At 30.4% G+C, this 22,030-nt stretch carries 12 protein-coding genes and 1 tRNA gene; 3 read left to right on the top strand and 10 right to left on the bottom strand.

Annotated features, from left to right (window positions below; translation table 11 throughout):
* Window positions 1-14 precede the first annotated feature (14 nt).
* On the bottom strand, window positions 15-2,738 hold the full coding sequence (locus BVC87_RS18160; RefSeq protein WP_075343830.1) for a 2-oxoglutarate dehydrogenase E1 component: 2,724 nt from the start codon (window positions 2,736-2,738) through the stop codon (window positions 15-17).
* A 196-nt stretch (window positions 2,739-2,934) separates the two neighbouring features.
* Between BVC87_RS18160 and BVC87_RS18155 the strand changes: the two genes are divergently transcribed.
* A tRNA-Asn gene (locus tag BVC87_RS18155) sits at window positions 2,935-3,008 on the top strand.
* Between the two features lie 116 nt (window positions 3,009-3,124).
* On the opposite strand, the gene BVC87_RS18150 is transcribed toward BVC87_RS18155, so the two are convergent.
* The 9 genes from BVC87_RS18150 to BVC87_RS18110 all read right to left on the bottom strand — a co-directional run bounded on the left by BVC87_RS18150 (window position 3,125) and on the right by BVC87_RS18110 (window position 18,878).
* On the bottom strand, window positions 3,125-5,440 hold the full coding sequence (locus BVC87_RS18150; protein WP_075343829.1) for a hypothetical protein: 2,316 nt from the start codon (window positions 5,438-5,440) through the stop codon (window positions 3,125-3,127).
* Between the two features lie 2 nt (window positions 5,441-5,442).
* The gene (locus BVC87_RS18145) at window positions 5,443-6,846 is read right to left on the bottom strand and encodes a S8 family peptidase (protein ID WP_143569834.1); all 1,404 of its coding nucleotides are present in this window, start codon (window positions 6,844-6,846) and stop codon (window positions 5,443-5,445) included.
* Window positions 6,836-9,646, bottom strand: coding sequence for a virulence factor SrfC family protein (locus tag BVC87_RS18140; protein WP_075343827.1), 2,811 nt, complete (start codon window positions 9,644-9,646; stop codon window positions 6,836-6,838). The genes BVC87_RS18145 and BVC87_RS18140 overlap by 11 nt, the downstream gene beginning before the upstream one ends.
* Before the next feature lie 43 nt (window positions 9,647-9,689).
* Window positions 9,690-12,686, bottom strand: a complete 2,997-nt coding sequence (locus BVC87_RS18135; protein WP_075343826.1) for a virulence factor SrfB — start codon at window positions 12,684-12,686, stop codon at window positions 9,690-9,692.
* The gene (locus tag BVC87_RS18130) at window positions 12,683-14,602 is read right to left on the bottom strand and encodes a hypothetical protein (protein ID WP_075343825.1); all 1,920 of its coding nucleotides are present in this window, start codon (window positions 14,600-14,602) and stop codon (window positions 12,683-12,685) included. Before BVC87_RS18130 ends, BVC87_RS18135 begins: the two co-directional genes overlap by 4 nt.
* A complete protein-coding gene (locus BVC87_RS18125; RefSeq protein ID WP_075343824.1) occupies window positions 14,595-16,097 on the bottom strand; it encodes a fibronectin type III domain-containing protein in 1,503 nt (500 codons plus the stop codon). Before BVC87_RS18125 ends, BVC87_RS18130 begins: the two co-directional genes overlap by 8 nt.
* Before the next feature lie 43 nt (window positions 16,098-16,140).
* Entirely contained in the window at window positions 16,141-17,283 is a 1,143-nt protein-coding gene (locus BVC87_RS18120) for a hypothetical protein (RefSeq protein WP_075343823.1), read from the bottom strand.
* A 146-nt stretch (window positions 17,284-17,429) separates the two neighbouring features.
* On the bottom strand, window positions 17,430-18,110 hold the full coding sequence (locus tag BVC87_RS18115; RefSeq protein WP_075343822.1) for a hypothetical protein: 681 nt from the start codon (window positions 18,108-18,110) through the stop codon (window positions 17,430-17,432).
* A gap of 18 nt (window positions 18,111-18,128) precedes the next feature.
* A complete protein-coding gene (locus BVC87_RS18110) occupies window positions 18,129-18,878 on the bottom strand; it encodes a hypothetical protein (protein WP_075343821.1) in 750 nt (249 codons plus the stop codon).
* Window positions 18,879-19,364: 486 nt separating this feature from the next.
* Here BVC87_RS18110 and BVC87_RS18105 point away from each other — a divergent pair, with 486 nt between their 5' ends.
* Together BVC87_RS18105 and BVC87_RS18100 are read left to right on the top strand one after the other, a co-directional pair.
* A complete protein-coding gene (locus BVC87_RS18105; RefSeq protein ID WP_075343820.1) occupies window positions 19,365-19,781 on the top strand; it encodes a hypothetical protein in 417 nt (138 codons plus the stop codon).
* Window positions 19,782-19,898: 117 nt separating this feature from the next.
* Complete coding sequence (locus BVC87_RS18100) at window positions 19,899-21,884, top strand: sensor histidine kinase (RefSeq protein ID WP_075343819.1); 1,986 nt, start codon at window positions 19,899-19,901, stop codon at window positions 21,882-21,884.
* The last annotated feature ends 146 nt before the right edge of the window (window positions 21,885-22,030 follow it).

The raw sequence follows: 22,030 nt of genomic DNA, 5'->3' as shown, positions 1-22,030 counted from the left end.
TACAAGACGCTACTTTAATCAAATACTTTATTTATAATTGCTTGATGACGCTCTTTAAAACGAGTACTAGAACCTGCTGCAGGTGCTGCTCTGTATTTTTCTGAAGCACATTCTAAGGTTGCTAATTCGAAACGTTCTAGCATATGTAACCAAGCTCCCATATTTCTAGGTTCTTCTTGTGCCCAAACATAACGCTCTACATTCGGATAACGATCCATAACTGCTTTAATCTGATCGTGATGTAATGGGAACAACTGCTCTATTCTAATTAAAGCTACATCATTTCTACCTAACTTCTCACGCTCAGCTAATAAATCATAATAAAATTTACCTGTACAGAACACCATTTTCTTCACTTTAGCAGTATCTATAGTATCATCTATAACTTCTTGGAAAGTTCCTTCTGCTAATTCTTCAATTGTGCTTACTGCCGCTGGCAAACGTAATAAACTCTTTGGTGTAAATACGACTAACGGTTTTCTAAAATCACGTTTCATCTGACGACGTAAAATGTGATACATATTTGCTGGTGTAGAGCAATTTGCAATCGTCCAGTTATCAGTAGAACATGATTGTAAGAATCGTTCTATTCTTGCTGATGAATGTTCTGGTCCTTGCCCTTCATATCCGTGAGGCAACAACATTACTAAACCATTTTGTAGTTTCCATTTATCTTCAGCTGAAGAAATATATTGATCGAATACAATTTGTGCTCCATTCGCAAAATCACCAAACTGTGCTTCCCAAATAGTTAGGGTATTTGGTGCTGCCATAGCATAACCATAATCAAAACCTAACACTCCGTATTCTGATAGGTGAGAATTGTAAATAGTTAATTCTCCCTTATTTTTTGGGTTTGTATTTAATAAGTTAACACGCTCCAATGTATTTTCATCACGCATAATAGCATGACGGTGAGAGAATGTTCCTCTTTCTACATCTTCTCCTGAAATACGAACATTATAGCCTTCCTCTAATAAAGTACCATAGGCTAAGTTTTCAGCCGTACCCCAATCTAGTTTATTATCTTCAAACACCATTTTAGCTCTTCCTTGTAGAATACGTTCTGCTTTACGCACAAACTTATGTCCGTCAGGTGTAGAAGAAATTACTTTAGCAATATCTTTCAATGCATCTGCACCATAGGTAGTATCTACAGGCTTTAACATGTCTTCTAATTGCTTTCTAACAAATCCGTCCCAAACATCAGGCATAAAATCCTGAATTTTTGAGGTAGTTTTTTTCTTTGATTCTGTAAACTCAGCTTCTAAAAACGCTTTAAAGTCATTAGTAATCTCAGTAACATAATCTTTAGTTATTGCTCCTTCTTCTAATAATTTATTTACATAAATTTCTTTTGCATTTTTATGCTTTTTGATCAATTGGTATAACTTAGGTTGTGTAAAGGTAGGTTCATCACCTTCGTTATGTCCGTACTTACGGTATCCTAATAAATCAATAAAGATATCTCTTTTAAAACGAGCTCTATATTCAACAGCTATTTGCATTGCATGACATACTGCTTCTGCATCATCTGCATTTACATGTAATACTGGAGATAACGTTACTTTAGCAACATCAGTACAATACGTACTAGATCGAGCATCTAAATAATTAGTTGTAAATCCAACTTGATTATTTACAACTACATGAATAGTACCTCCTGTTTTGTATCCATTTAATTGTGCCATCTGCACAACTTCATATATAATACCTTGACCTGCAATTGCAGCATCTCCATGAACTATGATTGGAAGAATTTTTCCATCATCTCCTTCATAATCTAGATCAACCTTAGCTCTCACAATTCCCTCAGCAACAGCATCAACTGTTTCTAGGTGTGAAGGGTTTGGCACTAAGTTCATCTTCATCTTTTGACCTCCTAGGTATTCTTTGCTTAATGTTAATCCTAAGTGGTATTTTACATCTCCATCAATAGTTTCATCTTCAAAATCTTTACCTTCGAATTCACTAAATAAATCACGAACTGGTTTTTTAAAGATATTCACCAATGTATTTAAACGACCTCTGTGCGCCATTCCAATAACACATTCTTTAACTCCATATTTTTCCGCTGCATCACGAAGTGCAACACTAATCCCAGGAATTAAAGTTTCTCCTCCTTCCACAGAGAAACGTTTTTGACCTACATATTTAGTTTGTAAAAAGCTTTCAAACGTAGAAGCTTGATTTAATTTAGAAAGAATATACTTTTTCTCATCTAAATTATAGCTTGGATGATTATCATTTTTGTTTAAGCGATCTTGCCACCACTTAAGTTGTTCTGGATTTCTAAGATACATATACTCAACACCAATACTATCGCAATAAATATTTTGAAGATGTTGAATAATTACTGATAACGTTTGCGGTCCAATTCCTAAAATTTGACCAGCATTAAAAACCGTTGATAAATCATTTTGTGTTAATCCAAAGTTCTCTACATCTAGAGTTGGCGTATATTTTCTTCGGTCACGTACAGGGTTTGTTTTAGTAAATAAGTGACCTCTGGTACGGTAACCATTAATTAAATCTATAACTAAAAACTCTTTGCGAACTTCTTCAGGAATTTCAATTTCTTCTTCATCAGTTAATGAGTAATTTTCATTAGCTAAATCATATCCTTGAAAAAAACTTCTCCAACTTGGTTCTACAGCATCAGGGTTCTTTTGGTATTGTTCATACAGTTCACTAATAAAACCTACGTGCGCTGCATTTAAGAACGAAAACTTGTCCATATATACAATTGTACTTTTCTGTAATAAGAATATCAAACACAAAAATACGATTTGTAACTTAAGTAAAGCTTCTTTTTTTAAAATTTTAATATTCAGTAGACGAAAGAAAAAAAAATGTTTTTTTTCGAAAAAAAGTTTGCAGATTAAAAAAAGGGTGTTATATTTGCACTCGCAAAACACAAAAAGTGTCACAAACTCCTCCTTAGCTCAGTTGGTTAGAGCATCTGACTGTTAATCAGAGGGTCCTTGGTTCGAGCCCAAGAGGGGGAGCAAAAAATCCAGCAGAAATGCTGGATTTTTTTATTGCAGGATGCTAGAAAACTTTCTCTGTACATTGTCTAAATGTGTTTATCTAAAAAAAACGAAGCCTTTTATACCCGTTTATATCATTTACAAATCACTTTAATAGAACCATAAGACCAACTATGCATATCAGACTTACTAAAATGCCTTTTAGTGCTAGGAAAAGTTTTTTGATATGGAGCTTTAAATATTTTATCTATCCAAACTTTAGCATCTCCATTGTCTTTCCATTTTACGTTATTAATAATAGCCGGACCAATTTTATCTAATAAAACTTTTCCTTGAAAATTCTTCTTACTGTATATAATAACTCTTGTTCCTTTATCTATTGCTATTCCATCAAAAGTAGTTCTTACAGCTTTAGGAAAAGCCATATTATTGTCTGGATACTCTCCCTCACCAACATATTCACTATAATCATCTTCAACATATATTTCGCTAAAGCCAGGCTCTCCTTTATCGGTATCACTTATTAATCCTCCGGAGACAAAAATTCTACAAGACTCTCTAGGGGCTTTTTTTATTGGATTTTTTCTTTCTCTCTTAGGAGGTTTCTTTTCTTCGATAGTTCGTCTAGCTAAATAAATAATACTTTTTCTAGTTTTAAAGTATCCTATAGGTATATCAGCTTTTAGGCTATTATACCCTTGTTTTGTTACAAGAATAGTGATATTAGCTTTATGTAATATCTGTTTATAAATTGGAAATTTTCCATAATAAATTGATAATTTACCCAGGGAATCTGTAGTATTCAAATAATTTTGCACTTGGTAGCCTGTAACTTCAGAACTTGAAATAGAGGCCTGACGAATAGGCTGCTTTGTATTTTTATCCAATACTTTATAATGATGATTGACTTCAGTTGGTATTAAAGTGAGTAGCAAAAAAAAAAGTAAGACTAATGGAAACCACCACCACATAATTTTTTTCTTTTTCACTATAAAAGTATGTTTGTTACTACCTGTATATAAAAACTCTTCTTTCCAATCCGCTTTTTTAAAGTTCATAAAAACACAATACTTTGTGCCTTTCTCCAGCTCATTAATTTTTATTAATCCTAACTCATCTGTTGTAAAATTTGTTTGTTTTTGATAACCATAAATATCAACTATTTGATTTGTAATCGGTTTTTTTCTCCAATTCAAAAACTCAAGAATAATAGGCTCTTTAGATTCTTCTAAAATAAAAGTATACTTAAATCTATTATGTATAGGTATTAATTCATTTCTCCATATATCACCTTTATATTCAACAGAGATATCATATTTTCTTTCAAATTCTAGATGATCAGCAATAATAATTCCATCTTCATCAGTTCTATATTTCTGGCTTTGCCCTACCGATGTTATTTCTACTCGCCTTTTGGTAATGGGATTTTTTTGTTCATCAAGAAATTCAATCTCAATAGGTTCTTCTTTTTCTTCTTCTTTTTCATACTTTACATCAACCTCTTGTTCTTTTGATTTAGGGTCGTCATAAATAATTTTATATTGTTCATCTTCACTGGGTAATTTTTCTACCAAAAGTTCTATTCCATTAGGAGATATTATTTTAAATACTCCATTATTTTCAGGATGAATGACGTTAAAGCTACCTTCATCATTAGTAACATTTTTAACATTAGATATAAAATCTGAAATGAAAGTAAACTCTATTTGTTTTACAGGTTTATCATTGCTATTATAAACCTGAAAACTTAAATTAAAATTTCTTTTGACAATTATTGTGTGTTCTTCTGTTGTATCAATTTGTATATCTTCACTTTCAAACAGATTATTTGGACTAGAAATTGATAATATCTGACCTCTAACAAGATTATTTAGCTTAATGAATCCTTCAGAGTTTGACATTTCAGTTTTGCTTATACCTTCTGAATGTAATTTGCAGTTTATATCTGCCAAATATTCATCATTACTCGTCTTAAATTTTATTATGAATGATTTTAAAGTACCTGGCAAAAATTTCTTCAAAACACCAGATGATCTTGTATGTTCATCTTTAACAAACCCCCATTCTGTAAATATTACAGTAATATCATCATTATGTTGGGTATAAAATATAGCTTCTTCACTAGGGAACTCCATAATATCATTTAAAAAATCACTTTCGGAATGATTTCCAAATAATTCACTCATTTTAGTATAAGCCTTAGAAATAATTTGATTGAGATACTGTTTTTCCTTCTCATTAGAAGCTTTATAGTTATTAAAAGGCCCTATTTGTTTAGACTTCCATAACACAACTCCTTTACCTTGCTGTAAAATTGGTTTTGCAAATTCTATATTTTCTATATGACTTTTTAACGCTTGCTGAATAACGTTATAATAATGCATATTGCTTTCATTATCATTGAAAACTGATTTTATTTTTCCAAGTTTTGATATTTTAACTGTATTCATAGTTACTTGATTTGAAGTAAAATATTATCAATTTGTATCAACTTATTGTCATCCTTAATTGTCAATCCTGTATTTCTTATTAATTTCTTTATTGAAGTAATAGATAAACTATCATTTATAGATTTTATGAGTCCAACACATCCTGAAACGATAGGAGATGACATTGATGTACCATCCATAACATCAAACTTTCCATTAGGTAAACTGCTATAAATAGCTACACCAGGTGCATAAACATCTACCTTCTCTCCATAGTTTGAAAAATTTGCTATTTTTTTATCTTGATTAGTAGCACCAACTATTATTGTAGCTTTTGATCGTTTCATAGGATCCAGAGCCGCTAATACGGAAGAATTACCAGCAGCTTGTACTATTACTGTATTTTCTTTTTGTGCAATCTCATAAACTTCATTCCACATCTCAGCTTCTTCAAGAAAGGTAGTTTTTGAATACATCTCTTGCTCTTTCTCTGTAAGATTTTTTAAATGTGGCATATTAATTCCTAATGATAAATTAATCACATCTGCATCATTTTTTAATGCATAAAATATCCCGTCTAGAATAGATGATGTTGTCATTCTACCTTGTTGATCGGCTATTTGTACTGGAATTAATTTACAGTTAGGAGCCACACCAGAAATTCCAAGGTTATTATTTTTTTCTCCTACAGCCGTTCCCGCTACATGAGTACCATGAATTAATTTATTATAGGTTTTTACGTTATCTGAATACTCATAAACATTCCAAGGTTTTTCTATCCGTTTTGATAATTCGGGATGTGTAGCATCAAAAGAATCATCAATTACCGCTATCTTGATATCTTCATTCCCCATTGTAATATCCCAAGCCCTATAAAGTCCTATTTGCTCATAAAACCATGAATAATTTGGATTATTAAACCCTGGATCTGTATTTTTTTTGCTGCTAGAAAGTATTGACTCGTAACAAACAAACTTCACCACTGAAAAATCTTGTTTTATGGATTTCTTTAGCTCATTTCTTTTATTTGAAGGTATTTCAAACTGAATCCTTTTGTAAGCATCGGCATAATAAGTTACTAATAAGGAATCTGTTGAATACTTATCGATAACTTTTGCTGCAAACTGTTTTAGATCAATTGTATCTTGAACATAAACATTTAATAAATTAGAGATGATAGGGCGTTTTATTGGATCGTCTGGAATTATAATTTTTGTTGTATCTATCGGTCGAAGTAGATTAGGTTTATCAGGAAAAATTGGTATTACTCTATACTCATAAGATGTATTATCACCCCAGAATTTGTTTGGAGTATTACAATGTCTTAATAACATTAACACTAGAAGAACAAGTAAAACCCCTATGATAAAAGGCCATGGATTTGCTCCTGAGTTTAATTTTTTAAAGTAATATTCGTTATTTCTCAAAACTTTCAAGTGTATTTATAATATTCCCTATTTCTTCGTTTGATGCTGAATCAAAATTAGTATCGACACCAAACTTCCTTTCTACATTTTTAACATATAACTCTTTGGCTCCAATAGAAAAATCGCTGATGTAGCCTTTTAAATTTGTTTTAGCTATAGGTTGAACTACAATACTTCTATCCTTCAATAATCCTTGATTAGAAAAAATAGGTTGCCCCATTCGTAATGGTTTTTCTGTTTCTTTCTCATAAGACCAAGTAGAAGAGAATACATATTTATTTACGATACTTGTAATACAAGTGGAAAGAAGATTAAATTTTTCTTGCATCATGCTTCCTCCTTCAGTTAGCTCATTTTCTATCATATTAGCAATTTCTTTTTTTACACCGTCTATAGATTTACTTTTGAGTATCTCTAAAAAAACGTCCCTAAAAACTTCATTCTCTATTTTAGATGATTTTTCAGAGAGATGCTTCTCTACTATAGATGCAAACTTTTCTCCTACGCTTGGCATTTTAGAATTCGATTTTAATAATTCATCTATAGAGACTCCTATTTCATCAATTAAAATATCATTTAAATCAGTCTCATCGACTCCAAAAAAGTTAACCAATTCTTGTTTTAAGGCAACAAATTCTTGACTTAACTCTATGCCTAGACTAGAAAGAAAATCTTTTATTTTTGAATGATCGATGGTTTGCTCTACTTCTTTTTTATCAGCTACTGTAAATCTAAAATCATATAATAGTCGCCATATTTCATTTTCTGTTGTTTTCATTTCTTTGAAGTAACGACTGATTAAAACATCAGATTTATTACTTAAAGCAGTTATAGCGGCTAATGATTTGGCTCCCTTTAATTTTGCTTTCTTTAGTTCCTGATCCATATCTCCAGAAAGATGTTCTCCATCCAAAATTCCTAAAACATTTTTCAGGGTTTTGTTAGCAACTTCCAATAATTGGGTATACATATTTATAGGATGTGAAGAAGGTTCAAGGTATTTATAGAGATAATCTATACCCGTCTTATTTGGCGTTAACAATTCAGACCATAATGTTTCTCTATCAAAAATAAACTGCTTTGTAATATCTGAGTTTAAAAAAGAAACTTTCATGTCTTCAATAATTGCTTCTTTCTCTGGTCTTAATTTTGTTTCTTTTTGATGTAATGGTTCAAATCCTTCAAAAAATGACTCTGAAAATCCTGGGTCTCTGATTGGAAAAACAAATTTGAATGGTTCATTTTGGTATATCCAATTTTCTGTCCATTTATCCTGAACAGGTTTACTCATATAGTTACTAAAGTTCTCTTTGAATCGAGCAAACCATTTAGAATTATGTGAATCAGGATCACCTAATCTTTCCGCAGCTCCTTTCCCTGTAAGTTCTACATTAAACTTTGTCATTGCAATTAGTAAAGGAGAAATATGATCTACCTTACATGTAACCCCTTCAGATGCTAATAAATTCAAAACAATATCTTCACGTCTTTTTCTTTCTTCAATATCTCCTCCTATATAGCGTTTTATCCATTGATCTAACAAGCTAGGAGATTCTGACACCAATGGAGGTTCATGATCCATGCAATACAAAAGAGTAGATATGCCAAAATCTCGGTTATAAAGAAAAAATAAATACGATACTTTTCCTCTTACATACATTGATAATTTTGCTTGTTCTGAATTATTATTGAACACAATTTCAGGCACTTTCTCTCTGCTTTTACTGCCTGGGAAATCTAAAATATCTGCATTCCTTAATAGTTTCCCTTCGTTTTTTTGACTAAAATCATTGGGTATTTGGAGATGAAGTTCCTTTATGAGTGCACTTAACTCGCTCACTCCAACATCTACTATAGTAGTATCCGAACTTTTAACTTTTAGTTTATCCAGTGGATTCTCATAATACATTTCCTTAATACGTTCAACATCTAAAATATTTGTGGTATTGGCAAACTTTGGATCTTTCTTTCCATTAATAATAGCCTTATCATTGACTAATACTACTTTAGAAAAATTCACTGCATTAAGAGTTTCACTTATTTTATTAAAAATATCAGTTAAAAAAGCATTTTTACCCCAAAAAAATTGAAGCAATTCCCACCTTTTGTTATATGTGATATTGGGTAATAAGTCAAGTAAATCATTGAAAAAATTAATTTGACCACAGTATTTTATCCTGTAATCATCATTAAAATTTGTAATAATGTAATCATTAAAGTCTTTTACATCATTATATGAAACTCCTAGGGTACTCTGATTATCTTTTGTAGCACTGAGTTCTTTAACCTTTGCCAGGACTTCTTCTTTATCTAGAGTATCCGTATAATCTTTTATATCTTCTAAATACCCATTGATTATTATAGCAGCAACATCTAATTGACTTAGTAATTCTAATTTATAAGGAAAATCATTGGTTATTTCATTTGGCTTTTCAATAGAAAAACGCGTTATAATACCTGTAGATTCTCTTCCTCCTGGTGGGTTAATATCTTTTAAAAAATCAATTTTTTGCTCAGTAGTAGCATCTAAAATCTCAAGCTTACCTGTAACTGGAGATTTTGCCATACTCCTTACCAAAAATGATTTTCCAACCTGACTTTGACCAAAAATGGCTACTGAAGATCTTTTCTGCAGGGCATTTATTACCCTGTTTAGGGTTCTTGTACTTTCGTTAAGTTGTGTTTTTTTTACTTCTTTTGTTGATTCATTGCCATGAACATCTATCCAAGCACTAGCCTTTTTAATTTCAGCTAAAGTTTTTTCAGTATGATTCTTTAGTTCATCAAATTTTTCAGTCATAGTTATCTTATTAATTTAATGGAATAAAAATTATGGACATAGATTAATTATCTATAAAATCCTTAAGCATAAATTCCCCACTATCTTGCCAATACTCAAACTCTGGTAAGGTTTTAAAGAATAATGTAAAATGGTTGTTATCTAAATCTTCTCCGTTTTTATCTATGATTTCAATATCATTAATTGAAAGTTCTTCTAAATTACTCTCGTCTCTATTTATGGTAATCGTAAATGGGAACTCATAGTTTTTTTCAGCAATAAACTCTTTACTACTATCGCTTTTAAAATCAAACACGTAAAGTGGTGTAGCTATCCATTCTTCCTTAGGCAATTGCCTCATTCCAATAGGGATTGAGAGTCCATAGAATTGAAAATTACCTTCATAAGAATTATGATCAAAAATGATCTTATCAAGATCTATTTTAGGGTATTTAGGATTCATTACTCCGATAAAATCTGCAGTAGATTGAATATTAGCCAAGTTTTTTAAATCAATTCTCAAGGAATCAAGTTTATTTATAGAGTTTAAAAATGCTATCAGAGCTCCAACACTCACTGTAGTTTTAGGATCTTTAACTTCGCCAAAACTGGCAAAAGGATACCAGTCTCCGAATTTATAATCTCCAAAGTTGACAATCTTATCGGGACTTAATACAAGTGATTTTTCGAACATTTCTCTTATCACTTTTAAATTACTTGGCCTACCTGAAAGTAATACTATATCACAATCGAAAATCGCAATAAGTTGTATTAACTTTTCAATCACAGACTCCATAACAATAATCACAGCATGATTAATGGTATCAATGTCAAAGTCTAGAGCGATATCTAAAAAATTAAACTCATCAACTCCGCATTTTTGCTTTATTTTATTTTCAATGTAAGGAATGAGATTATTTTTAGGCTTAGGGTGGTTTTCGAAAATTTCACCAATCGTTTTTCTTACCCCTTTTGATGTAGACTTATGTGTTACTAATTCTAACGCATACTGAGCACAGTATTGTGCTATCTGATTCGCAAAATGTCTTCTATAAATTCTGTGTGATGCAGTTTGGTATCCTTGATTATTTCCAAACAAAAATTTTAATGTTTCCTCTACATTTGTTCCTCCTTTATCTTTTACATATCTTTCTATACTTGGAAAAACTATAACCTCTACAACTTGCTTAATTATATCACCACCAGCAATATTAAATCCTTCCCAAAAAACAGGAATAGGTTTAATAATTGGAGTTTCAAATTCATGATCAGCATGGTAGTTGCACACCATAAAATCTGTTGTACCTCCACCTATATCAATACTGGCAATAGTTAAAGATTCATTATTTTTATTTACGTTATCTCTTATTTTTCCTTTATGTTTGAAAAACAATTTATGCTTCCCCAAATACTTCTCTACTAACTCATTGTATAAATAGGTTATTTGTGAGCACGTTGCCTCATCAAATTTCCAATATTTTGGATTCTCATCATCAAAATTGCTTTTCGGATCTAAAGGATACACACTAATATTCTGGTGTATTATTTCATTATTGAAATACCTTTTAACTAGTTCAATAGCATTTTCTACAGCTTTTTTTAACGACTGTTGTTCTCTTTTTGTCATTGCCGTTGGACAACTCACTACTATATGCTTTAAAACCCTTTTATAGGAAGAGTTTCCAAGATCGCGTCTAAAGCGATGATTATTTAATTGTGATATTGTTTGGAAAATAAGCTCTACAAGAGCAAAAGTCATTAAAGAAGATTTTGAATAATTACTTTTTGTTGCTGCTGTAAACTGTCCTTCTTTTAAAAGCGTACCGTCATTATTAATATGAGTGGCAATGCCATAGAGCGCATTCTTTTTTAAATTTTTATTAGGATTATATCCCAATTGACCTTCTTTATCTACTTTTATCCAAGGAATTTGAGAGGGTAATTTATCCCATAAATAACGTTTAGGACTACTTAAAGTGGCTTGTGAATCTTCACTTTCGAAAATAGAAGTGAGCCTTATCGCCTCTTTCCCAATCCTCAACAAACTAGGCCATTGAAATACATTTTCAAATTGATTTGCAGCTTCATTCCCAAATTTCTCTTCCGCAAAAGCAACTTGCATTTCAAAAGGTTCGTCATATACTTTATAAGGAACCGATAAATCTCTTATTTGTATCCGTTTAGCAGAAGTGAAATCGAAATTACTATTGATATGCGGTGACGTTGTTTCTACAATTAAACCACAAGTACGTGAATTACCAATATCTAATACTAATCCGGTTTCTATTGTATTTTCTCCTTTGATAAGTGCTATTTCAGGAAAACTCTTACATTGATTTAAAATATCTAACAACGCAAAATAACTACTAAAATGCCTTAGATGATTTTTATGTTTTCTAGTTATTTTTTTAGCATATATCGTATAGATATTTTCGAGCCAATCCCATACCGAATCTCGACTATAGAAAGATCTAAAAAATCGTTCTTTAATAACACATTTGAATCTAACATTTCCAGACGATGTGGCATCTGTATCATTTGGTATTAAATAATTACTTTGATTCTGATTTGACGTTTTTGTATCAAAAGCCAAGACTATTTTATGTGTACACCCCTCTACTCTTCTTGTTTGCTCATCAACCTCGTCAAACCATAATCTGCACCAGTCTTTAGGACCTGGATGAAAAGGTTCTAATTCGTCATTCCTAACTCTAAAATAAGGAAGAGGTATCCAATGCCCTCTATAAATATCTAAAGGTTCGTGTCCTCTTATTTTATAAATATCTTCTTCGGGGATATAGTTTAAAAAACTTTCTTTAATTTCTTTTTCAATTACTTCACCTTTATGATCTATCGCTTCAGCATTAATACTATCGTAGTCTACAAATTTATCTCCTAATTTATAAGGGAATAATAAATCTAATTCTTTCTCATTCTGATTTTCATCATATTCTACGACTTCTGCAAACCTTTTATCACTATTAATGTCTTCGCCTATCGAAATTTGAATTTCAACAAATTGTATTCCTGTATTTTCTATTAACTCTATCATTTCTTTCATTGTTTCTTAAAATATGGTGCATCTATTTTCCCTTTTTTCAATTCGCTTATATTGTCTACTTCGTTAGCCTCCTTTAAAAGCCATTTAAAATGATCCTCTAAAACATCTCGCTGTATCTTTATTTTAAATTTGATTTCTTCCTCCTTCTTAGGAATAGAAACTATGTGCTCATAAATGTCATTATCTTCTTTTAGGTATGATGTAAGAGCTTGTTCTACGCCTTTATCATCCCATTTCAAATCACCTAAAGGTTCTTTAATTCTAGAGTTTAGATTTACAAAATATGTCTGTTTATTTTTTAAATTCAGAGCTTTAACCAGATTCTTATTCTTGTAATCGAACTCCCAAAATTCCCAATCGTAAATAGTTATAAATGTGTTTTCAGGGGATGTTTTAGCGTATGTATTTTTCAAGTAGTTTTTTAATAATTCATTGGCATATTTTCTAAACTTTACTGGATCACTTTTAACGCTATGTTTTTGATAGGTAATTAGATTTTGAAATAATTCATTTCTTTTATTTTGATGATTAACTATACTGTCTTTTTTTGCCTCCAATTTCTCTCGCTCTTCATTAAAAACAGACTGAGCTTTATCCTGTTCTATTGATAATAGAAGTAAATGAGAGATTACTGAAAGAATTAGTATACTCGCAATAATTCCAAGAAATAGTAGATTTTTAACTCTATTTTTCTTTATTCTTTCAGGAATGGCTTCAAGGTATTGGTTTAACTTTGCGTTATAGTTTTCACCTTCATTATCAGTGATTCTTTTTTTGAATTTGAATGCGCTATGTTCTTCTATAAGTTCAACTCCTTTTTTAACTGTATACTTATAAATATTCTCTTCGCTCTCTACTTTTTCTTCAATTCGTTGTAGTTCTCTTTTTTTAATTTCTATATCACCACTTAACGCTCTTAACTCTTTCTTTTTTTCTTCAATTTCATTGTTCTGACTATCGAACTTATCAATAAACTCTTGTTTTTTTACTGGTTCTATTTTTTCTAAATACACCAAAGTTTTAGATGCAATATGCTCGTCAAGTCCTTTAATATGATTTTCTTTAGCTTTTATCTCATCTAATTTTGCTTTATGTTGGTTATTTAATTTTTGCAGGTAAGTATTGTCTACATTTTTTAAATAGTTAATATTTAAATCTTGTATCTTATTTGATAACCTAAGAGTTTCTTCTTTTTGAGATACTATTCTCTCATATAATTCATCATTTTCTTTCTTAAGTGTATTTGTCTTTACAGTATAATCAAAGATTGAGGTAAAATTTAACAATTGTAAATTTTTGGCTTGCATCTTTTGTATCACATTAGCCTGATCCGTCGCATAAAGAAAATCTAAATGATGAAGGTTATCATTATAGCAAAAATGAAATAAAAGTGAAGCACTTTCATATTTTAACGCGCTATATGATGTAGTATGTACTATAGCTTTAGTTAATTGATAAAAAGGATTATAACTCCATTTTTCATTGGTTAACATTCCATAATCTACATTAGGGTCTGGAAGGTTGATATCCCAAGAACTTGAACTATTACTTGTAAAACGATTGTTATTATCTACATTCTTTTTTATTTTACGAAATAGCTCCCACACTCCTGTCATCATTCTTTGAGAGTTTGGTAAATCATTTTTAAAACATATAGCACTTCCTATAAAAGCATCACGATTTTCTCCGTATTGCCATGCATGTTCATATATAGCTATTAAAATTGTATTTCTATTGTCATTATTTTCAGTAGAAATACGCTTAAACATCAATACATGTTCGCCTTCTTCTAACCGTACTTCGTTATGATCTAAATATAATGACTTGTCTAAATTTAACTCTTTAAAGAGTCCGTTAGACTGTACTTGTAACCCCCTAGGACTACCAAAAACAGCATATCCTATTTTATTACTCATTTGACATCATATTTTTAAAACCTTTACTCAACTTTTCTTTTAACGAAGTTTTTGTCTTTGTTTTTCTTTTTTCAAAAGAAATCTCTTTATTAAAAGCTACCCCAGTTACAATTCTATACATCCAATTAAAAATTGTTTTAGAATCTTCTGAATTATACTCATAAGTAGCTCCTTCCTTATCAACTTCTCCTATAGAAAATTTTGTAATAGCAACTTCATCTCTATCTCTATCTGCTAGTGCTCCGTACAATAAAGGGTGCTCTTTTCGTAAATAGCTTTCTACATTTTCGTATTGATCTGCTATCTTATCCCACTTATTTACACTTATTAAAATTGGATTTGTTGTATGCCCAATTTCATGGAGATAATCTAAAAACTCCATGATTATGCTCTCACTTTCCTCTCTCGGGTTTATACCTCCTTCTTCTCCTAAATCTGTATCAATAACACATATAAATGCTAGCATACATTCAGGGTGTGTTAAATACGCTTTTATTCTATCATCAAAGTCTCCAGAATTTACATCTTCAGTTAGTTTTATATCATCTAAATCTTCTCCTGCCATTTCCATTAAACAAAATGGCATATCTGGTTTATTGGAATCGGCAGGCTCAAATTTTAGATTAATTTCTGTAGGTAAGTTAGCAGCTGTTGCATCCATAGCAGATGTTCTATCAACAAATACTCCAGACTTTACTTTCTTTCTCATCTGATTAAGAACCATTTTGCCTCGTTTTTGATGTCTCTCATCTCCTTTTGTTCTTAACCTTCCAATTCTAGAAGTTTCCATATAGTATAGAACGCCTGATAACATTGCTGTTTTTCCAGCTGTAGATAAACCAAACGTAAAAAAGTACACATAATCTGCATCAATTGTAAGTGTACTTTCACTACTAGGATTTTGGGGAGGTGGGACAGGATCTCTATTTGGACTACTATTAATGGTCTTATTTAGATCTTCGTTTATATTTTCCTGTTTTTTGTTGTTGAAAACACTATCTGCTTGGTCTTCTTCATTTAGTGGTTCTGGATTAAATTCCTTTTTATTATCATTTTCTTGATTAGGAAATGTATCTTTACCAAAAACACTGTTTTCTTTATCACCACTAGAGTTTGGTTCAAATATAAATTCTGTATTTAAAGAGGATAAAGTTGTGAATTTTATAGGTGTAGCCCATATACTTTCATCTGAATTATTATTAACTCTTATATAAATTTCGTAATCCTTAGAAGGAAGTAAATCCGTTTCTTTATAATGCGTATTAGACGAGGTATACGTACCTGTTTCAATTGCAGGTTTATCTTTATTATTTTCTTGAATAACAATTTCCCAACTAGTTTCATCATTTCCTGGTTCCCAAGAAACTTCAACAGTGTGAGCTGTCACATTAATAACATTAATGTTTTTGGGTATTACTGGAAATACTACTTTCTCTTCTCCTTTATTCTTTTTATCTTTTATTCTATCTATAAATTTACTCCCAAATCTTGCCATAATATTCTGTGTAATAAATATTAATTCATTTTAATCTGTTCATTTAACTAAGGGTTTGTATGTTCGGCCCTCGAATTTCTTCTTCTTGATTAACCTTTTTAAAACTTAAAATCAAAAACACAAAACCAAGTACTGCTAGATCTATGATTAAGCTTAGAATTATGGAAAATATCGTAGCTGAACTATTATCATTTTTTATAAAAGCGCTTTCTAATACTCCTTTGATATTTTTAGTATTAACTTCTTCTGGTGCTGGAAGTATGGTGAATTCATAGCCTGGTAACTTACTCGCTTTTTGTCCTAAATCATCATTAGTTGCTTTAATTCTTTTAAGGAGATTCCCTCCTTCAATTTTAAGTCTTTCTTCATTTTGCGCCATTAAAAGCGTATCTGAAAGTTTAACTAAGTTCGAGTAATCTGTATCATTTAATAGTTTAATATCTAAGTCTATTTGTCCATCTATGTTCTCAATTTCATTTTTTTGTTTATTGAGTAATGCTTTAAAATTTGACATAGCTAAATTTTCAAACTGATTGTACGACTTGGTGAAAATTTGTGAAATATGTGGTGGCGCATTGTTAGTACCATTATGCACCTTGTTATACTCCATAAATAAGGATCTTATTTCTTCCCATTTTTGTCTACACATTCCTTTACATCCACCATCTTGGATCTGAGCTTTTAACTCTTTTAAATCAGCATCAAGATTTGTTTTTAAAATATCCAATTCATTTTTTGATTCAATTCCTTGCCTTTCATCTAGTCTCTTTCTTTCTAATTTATTAATAGCTGTATTATACGTATTGGTGAGTGTAGTTTTATAATGTGTTACCTCTTCATTTAAGAGGGAACCTTGCATTTGATTTCCATAGAAATGTGGGAAGTTCCCGAAAAAGCTAATCATTAATGGCAGTAAAAAACCAACGGACTGTTTAAAATGTGGTTTTCCCTCTTCTCTTAGGGTCATTATCGCGTAATTGAGCCCGAAAAACATTAAGCCTGTAGCTAATGCAAGTACAATCGCTAGCGGAATTCCTAAAAATTGACTGTATCCTTTAAAAGTAGTATACGCACTAAAAGGAACTAATAGAAAGTTTAACGCAAAGAAAATAATCTTAAATCCCATATTTTGATCCTCTTTCTTTATTTCTTTCTTTGGTTTGGTCTTGTGTATAATTTTCCCCATGAAATTGTGTGTTTTTATAAAATTTAATATTGAACTAGATTCATTTAATTGTCGGCTAATTAATTATTCTAATGGACACCTAAAATTAATAGGTGACAAGAGAGTGATTTTATGGGTTTACGTAAAACCCCTAAAAATCTTGTTATTTAACGTTGTTTATCTCGTAAGGCACTACGAATTGCTTTAATCGTTTTTTCTACGTCTGAAGTCTCAAACTCTCCTCCTATTTCATCTAAAATTTCAAAATCTGACAATCTAACTTTATATTTTGAACTCCCTCTTGTAGTTAATATAAACTCTTGAGACACATTAAATTGCTTATGTTTCCCTTTTATAAACAGATTAACAACTGGTATTTTATAAAGCATTTTTTTAGTAGGTGTTAAAAACTCTCCTTCTCCTGAATCTTGTTTAGTTTCTAAGGAAACAATTTCTTTATAAAAGTAGGTCCAAGTACTCTCATTAAGTGCTACTTCTGTAGTTGGATCAAACAAACATTGATAAATCACCAATTCATGAGCTGTGAAATTCATTATAGTAACTACAATTGGAATGAATCGTAATACATTGTCTTCCCCTTTCTTAAAATGACGTTCTCCTAAACTTTTTTTAGCACTAGTTGGGGCGAAAAACATCTCTGGTTTTCGTTTACATTCACTGCTATCAAGTAACGTCTTTTTTAATGCTTTTTTATATAGTGGAAATACAGCTTGGTCTATGAGTTCGTCATACTCTTGACTTGTTATTTTTTTTGTTAATGAAAAACCTTTGGAAAAGTATTTAAATATTTTTTTTCCATTTTGAGTCATATTCTCTATGGGTGTCATATATAGTAAGTTTTCGTTTTATAATTGTAACATTCTAAGCAACCTTTTATATTCATTTGTTTCTCTTTCATACTCTTCTAATTTTATTTCTTCACCTTTAACACCTAGACCTCTATTTTTATAAAAGTCTTCTTGAATAATGTATTTTAAATAGTTAAATCCAGTTATTTCTGAGTTATATTGTAATCCTATTTCTATGTCCTTCAATATTTCTTCTATCTCGTTGCTAGTCAAAACAAATGGGCGTCTACCATTTATTTTCGCTAATACCAGATTGTAATAATACTCTCCTTTTGTTGGGTTAAGTTTGATAGATTTTTTCAAATTGGATATTGCTAATTCATATTGTGTTGTTTCTAAAAAGAGTACTCCTAACCAATAGTAAATAGCCTCATTTTTAAATCTGGATATTTTAGAAAGTTTTTCTATAAACTCATGCTTTTTTATCGGCGCGTAATTCAGTAACCTTTCATAAGTCATGCTCTTCATTAAGATTTCAATTTTACTAGCTTCAACATATTCTTCATAACTATTGAAACCTAAATACCTACAAAAACATAAAATTGTTTCCTCCTTTGGCGCCACTTCTTCTACTTTATCTAATACATATTTATTGTAGGCTCTTTTTAATGTTTTCTCTGAAACACCTACATCAACTTCAGTGGCAATATGTTTAGCCCATGCCGTTTTATTATTTGATAAACATCTCTCTTTAGCTCCTTCAAAAGCTTCTACTACTATTTTTTTTATAATAATCTCCCTATCCATTTTTATATACTATTTGATTTTTTGATGCTCTTTTCAATCCTCTACATCTACTATTTTTTCACCTAAAATTTCAACGTGTAAAAACGAGCTTCATTTAACACAACAGTTGTGTAGGATTTTCAAATTTATCTATCGATTTCAAAAAAAAATTATGGTTTTACATAATCAGAATTGATTATATATATACGATGTATTACAAGTAACTCTTCTCTTTTTCTCGGTCTTTCTTCTACTATTTATTTTTATAAAAACACCTTTTGTAGGGCATGTCCACAATGCCCACAAACTTGTTTTTCTATGTCCATAAAACACCTCTCTTTATCCGTCTATTTGTATCCGAACAGCAACAGTAACGTAAGGCCAACGTAACTACATCTAAGCTTAGAAAACATGTTCAAAACGATTAAAAAAAACAAAAACAAGTAGGTGCTTTAAATGAATACTAGTCAAGTTAAAAATGCTTACGGAATTTAAAATTTTATTACAATGAAAAATTTAAAACACGTAGATCGTATTTTATCAATTATTATAAAAGCGGCATTATTATTAACTCTGCTAATCTGTAGCAGTTGCACAGAGGAAGAATTGATTACAAATAATATTAATGAAAAACCACAGCTAGCTGTTGGTAAAGATGGAACCGTAGATTCTGACAATAATGAAGAAAAAAGTAATTATACGAGCCAAGAAACTACAAAAATTGATCCTAACAATTGTTCTAACAACAATACACAAACAACTGTTGGTGAAGATGGAACTGTAGATCCTGATGATGACGAAGAAAAAAGTGATTATACGAACCAAGAAACCACAGAAATTGATCCTAATAATTGTTCAAACAACAATACACAAACAACTGTTGGTGAAGATGGAACTGTGGATCCTGATGATGACGAAGAATAATCTACTTTTAATACACTAGATTATATCAGCTAGGGGGATGATAAGAAAACATTAAATTATCATTCCTCTTTTTATTTTAGACTTAAAACTTATTGAAAATTAATTTAAATTAGGAGGATGATCAGAAAGATACACATACTCTTATTTCTGTTTTTCATTTTTACCACAACTTTTCAAAGGTGTAATGAACATTCTGAGCTAAAAGTTAAACATGGTAAAGCCACAAAGTTTCTTGATAGTTTAACGAATCACTACAACAATCTAAAAAAACAACTTCCTAACGATACTACCTTAGTTCAAGTTGATCAATTTATCGCTATCACTTCTGATTTACCTGTAAAGCCATTAATTTATAAAGGGTATATGCTAAAAACTAGCATACTTAGCAAACAAAAAAAATATAATGAGGCTATTAATACTTCTTACAAACTTTTAAAGTTAGCAAAAGAAAATAGAGATAGTGCATACATGGGAAAAGCTCATTTTAAACTTGGGATCTACAATTCAGCTTTAACCAATCATCTAACCTCTTTCACCCATTATAATACTTCTTTTCAAATTCATCGAAATTTAAAAGATAGCCTTCTCGCAGCCAAAAGATTGCTTTATATGGCTGATCAACAAAAAGTATTAGGAGATAATGTAGGGAGTAATATTACTGCTATTGATGGATTGAAATATATAAGCAATTTTTCAGACTTAAAAACTATTTCTGGATTGAATCATCTTATAGCTACCAACTACCGAGAGCTACAAAATAGTAATCAGGCATTGCTATGGAATTATAAAACACTCCAACTAATTAAAGAGAATGAGGCTATTGATAAAATAGGCATTCTTAATTTATTAAAATTTAAAAATACCAAAGCCAATATAATTGCGGACAACGGTTCTTTTAAAGAATCTATAACACTATTTACTCAACTTTTGAAAAATAAAACTGTAAGAAATAGCACTATTGAATATGCTAGAATATTAAGTAATTTGGGTAAAATAAAATGGTTACAAGATCCAAATAACGGCGATAGTGAACAACTTTTACTTGAAGCTCTTGCTATAAGAGAATCAAACAATATACCATCAAACTTATTCGCTAGCTATATACATTTAAGTAAATATTATATTTCAAAAAATTCTAAAAAAGCAATGTTTTATGCAAGGAATGCATATAAAAACGCTATACTATTTAATAATGAAGTTTCTATATTAGAATCTTTAGATCTTATTACTAAAATAGATCCAAATGCTATTCAAGATCTGCAAAAATTTAAATCCATAAGTAAGTCATTAAGCGAAACACAAAAGAAAATCCGTCAGATTTATGCTCCTACTCGGTTTGAAAATGAACGTTTGACTAAAGAAAAAATTCTAAAAGAAAAACAACTAGCGCAAGAGCATGAGCAAAAACTATGGATTATTTCTTTATTTTCATTAACTATTATTGGTATCACCATATATATCATTCTTTATCAAAAAATTCAAAAACAAAGGAATAGAATTAAGGAAGAACAGCATAAAGCTCAAAAAATAAATGCTGCTTATGAGGCAGAAAAAAGAATATCAAAAAAAATACATGACCATTTAGCTAACGATATCCACCTGATAAAAATGTTAGTTACTAATAATGCTGATGATCCTAAAATTTTAAGTAAACTAAACTCTGTTTATAATAAAGCTCGAGATATTTCAAGAGAAAGTAATGATATTGATTTTGAAAACTTTGATATAGAGCTCAAAGAGATGATGAACAGTTATATTTCTTCAGAAAGAAACATTTTCTTTAATGGTATTGATAATCAAAATTGGAAAGGTATTGAGAACAATAAAAAAATAGTCTTATTTCGAGTTTTAAAAGAACTAATGGTAAATATGGAAAAGCATAGTAATTGTAAAATAGCTAGTATTATTTTTAAATCTGAAGAAAACTCTTTAAATATTATATATACAGATAATGGAAAAGGTATTACTGAAAAAACAATGACTAAAAAAAATGGAATTACAATTATGGAAAACCTTATTGAAGGAATCGGTGGAACAATTAATTTTGAAGTCAACAGGCAAAATGGAATAAAAGTTTTATTGAAATTTCCTCATGCAACTTAATAACTATTATTCTATCAGCTCTTTAAATAAGATAATATGTTTAAAAAAATTTTAGTCGTTGAAGATATGGAGATCATAAATTATGGTATACATAAAGCCTTAACTAACCATAATCTTATAACTCCTGAAAATATTACACATACACA

The organism is Tenacibaculum agarivorans, assembly GCF_001936575.1.
GTDB lineage: Bacteria > Bacteroidota > Bacteroidia > Flavobacteriales > Flavobacteriaceae > Polaribacter > Polaribacter agarivorans.
Note: the sequence above shows the minus strand (reverse complement) of the source record. Positions and strands in the feature narration are given on the sequence as shown.

What these genes read in the sequence shown, in the direction of transcription:
- BVC87_RS18130 (WP_075343825.1), bottom strand. Translation starts at nt 14,602, where the DNA reads ATGAGTAATAAAATAGGATATGCTGTTTTTGGTAGTCCTAGGGGGTTA.
- BVC87_RS18105 (WP_075343820.1), top strand. Translation starts at nt 19,365, where the DNA reads ATGAAAAATTTAAAACACGTAGATCGTATTTTATCAATTATTATAAAA.
- BVC87_RS18120 (WP_075343823.1), bottom strand. Translation starts at nt 17,283, where the DNA reads ATGGGGAAAATTATACACAAGACCAAACCAAAGAAAGAAATAAAGAAA.
- BVC87_RS18125 (WP_075343824.1), bottom strand. Translation starts at nt 16,097, where the DNA reads ATGGCAAGATTTGGGAGTAAATTTATAGATAGAATAAAAGATAAAAAG.
- BVC87_RS18100 (WP_075343819.1), top strand. Translation starts at nt 19,899, where the DNA reads ATGATCAGAAAGATACACATACTCTTATTTCTGTTTTTCATTTTTACC.
- BVC87_RS18135 (WP_075343826.1), bottom strand. Translation starts at nt 12,686, where the DNA reads ATGAAAGAAATGATAGAGTTAATAGAAAATACAGGAATACAATTTGTT.
- BVC87_RS18160 (WP_075343830.1), bottom strand. Translation starts at nt 2,738, where the DNA reads ATGGACAAGTTTTCGTTCTTAAATGCAGCGCACGTAGGTTTTATTAGT.
- BVC87_RS18150 (WP_075343829.1), bottom strand. Translation starts at nt 5,440, where the DNA reads ATGAATACAGTTAAAATATCAAAACTTGGAAAAATAAAATCAGTTTTC.
- BVC87_RS18115 (WP_075343822.1), bottom strand. Translation starts at nt 18,110, where the DNA reads ATGACACCCATAGAGAATATGACTCAAAATGGAAAAAAAATATTTAAA.
- BVC87_RS18140 (WP_075343827.1), bottom strand. Translation starts at nt 9,646, where the DNA reads ATGACTGAAAAATTTGATGAACTAAAGAATCATACTGAAAAAACTTTA.
- BVC87_RS18110 (WP_075343821.1), bottom strand. Translation starts at nt 18,878, where the DNA reads ATGGATAGGGAGATTATTATAAAAAAAATAGTAGTAGAAGCTTTTGAA.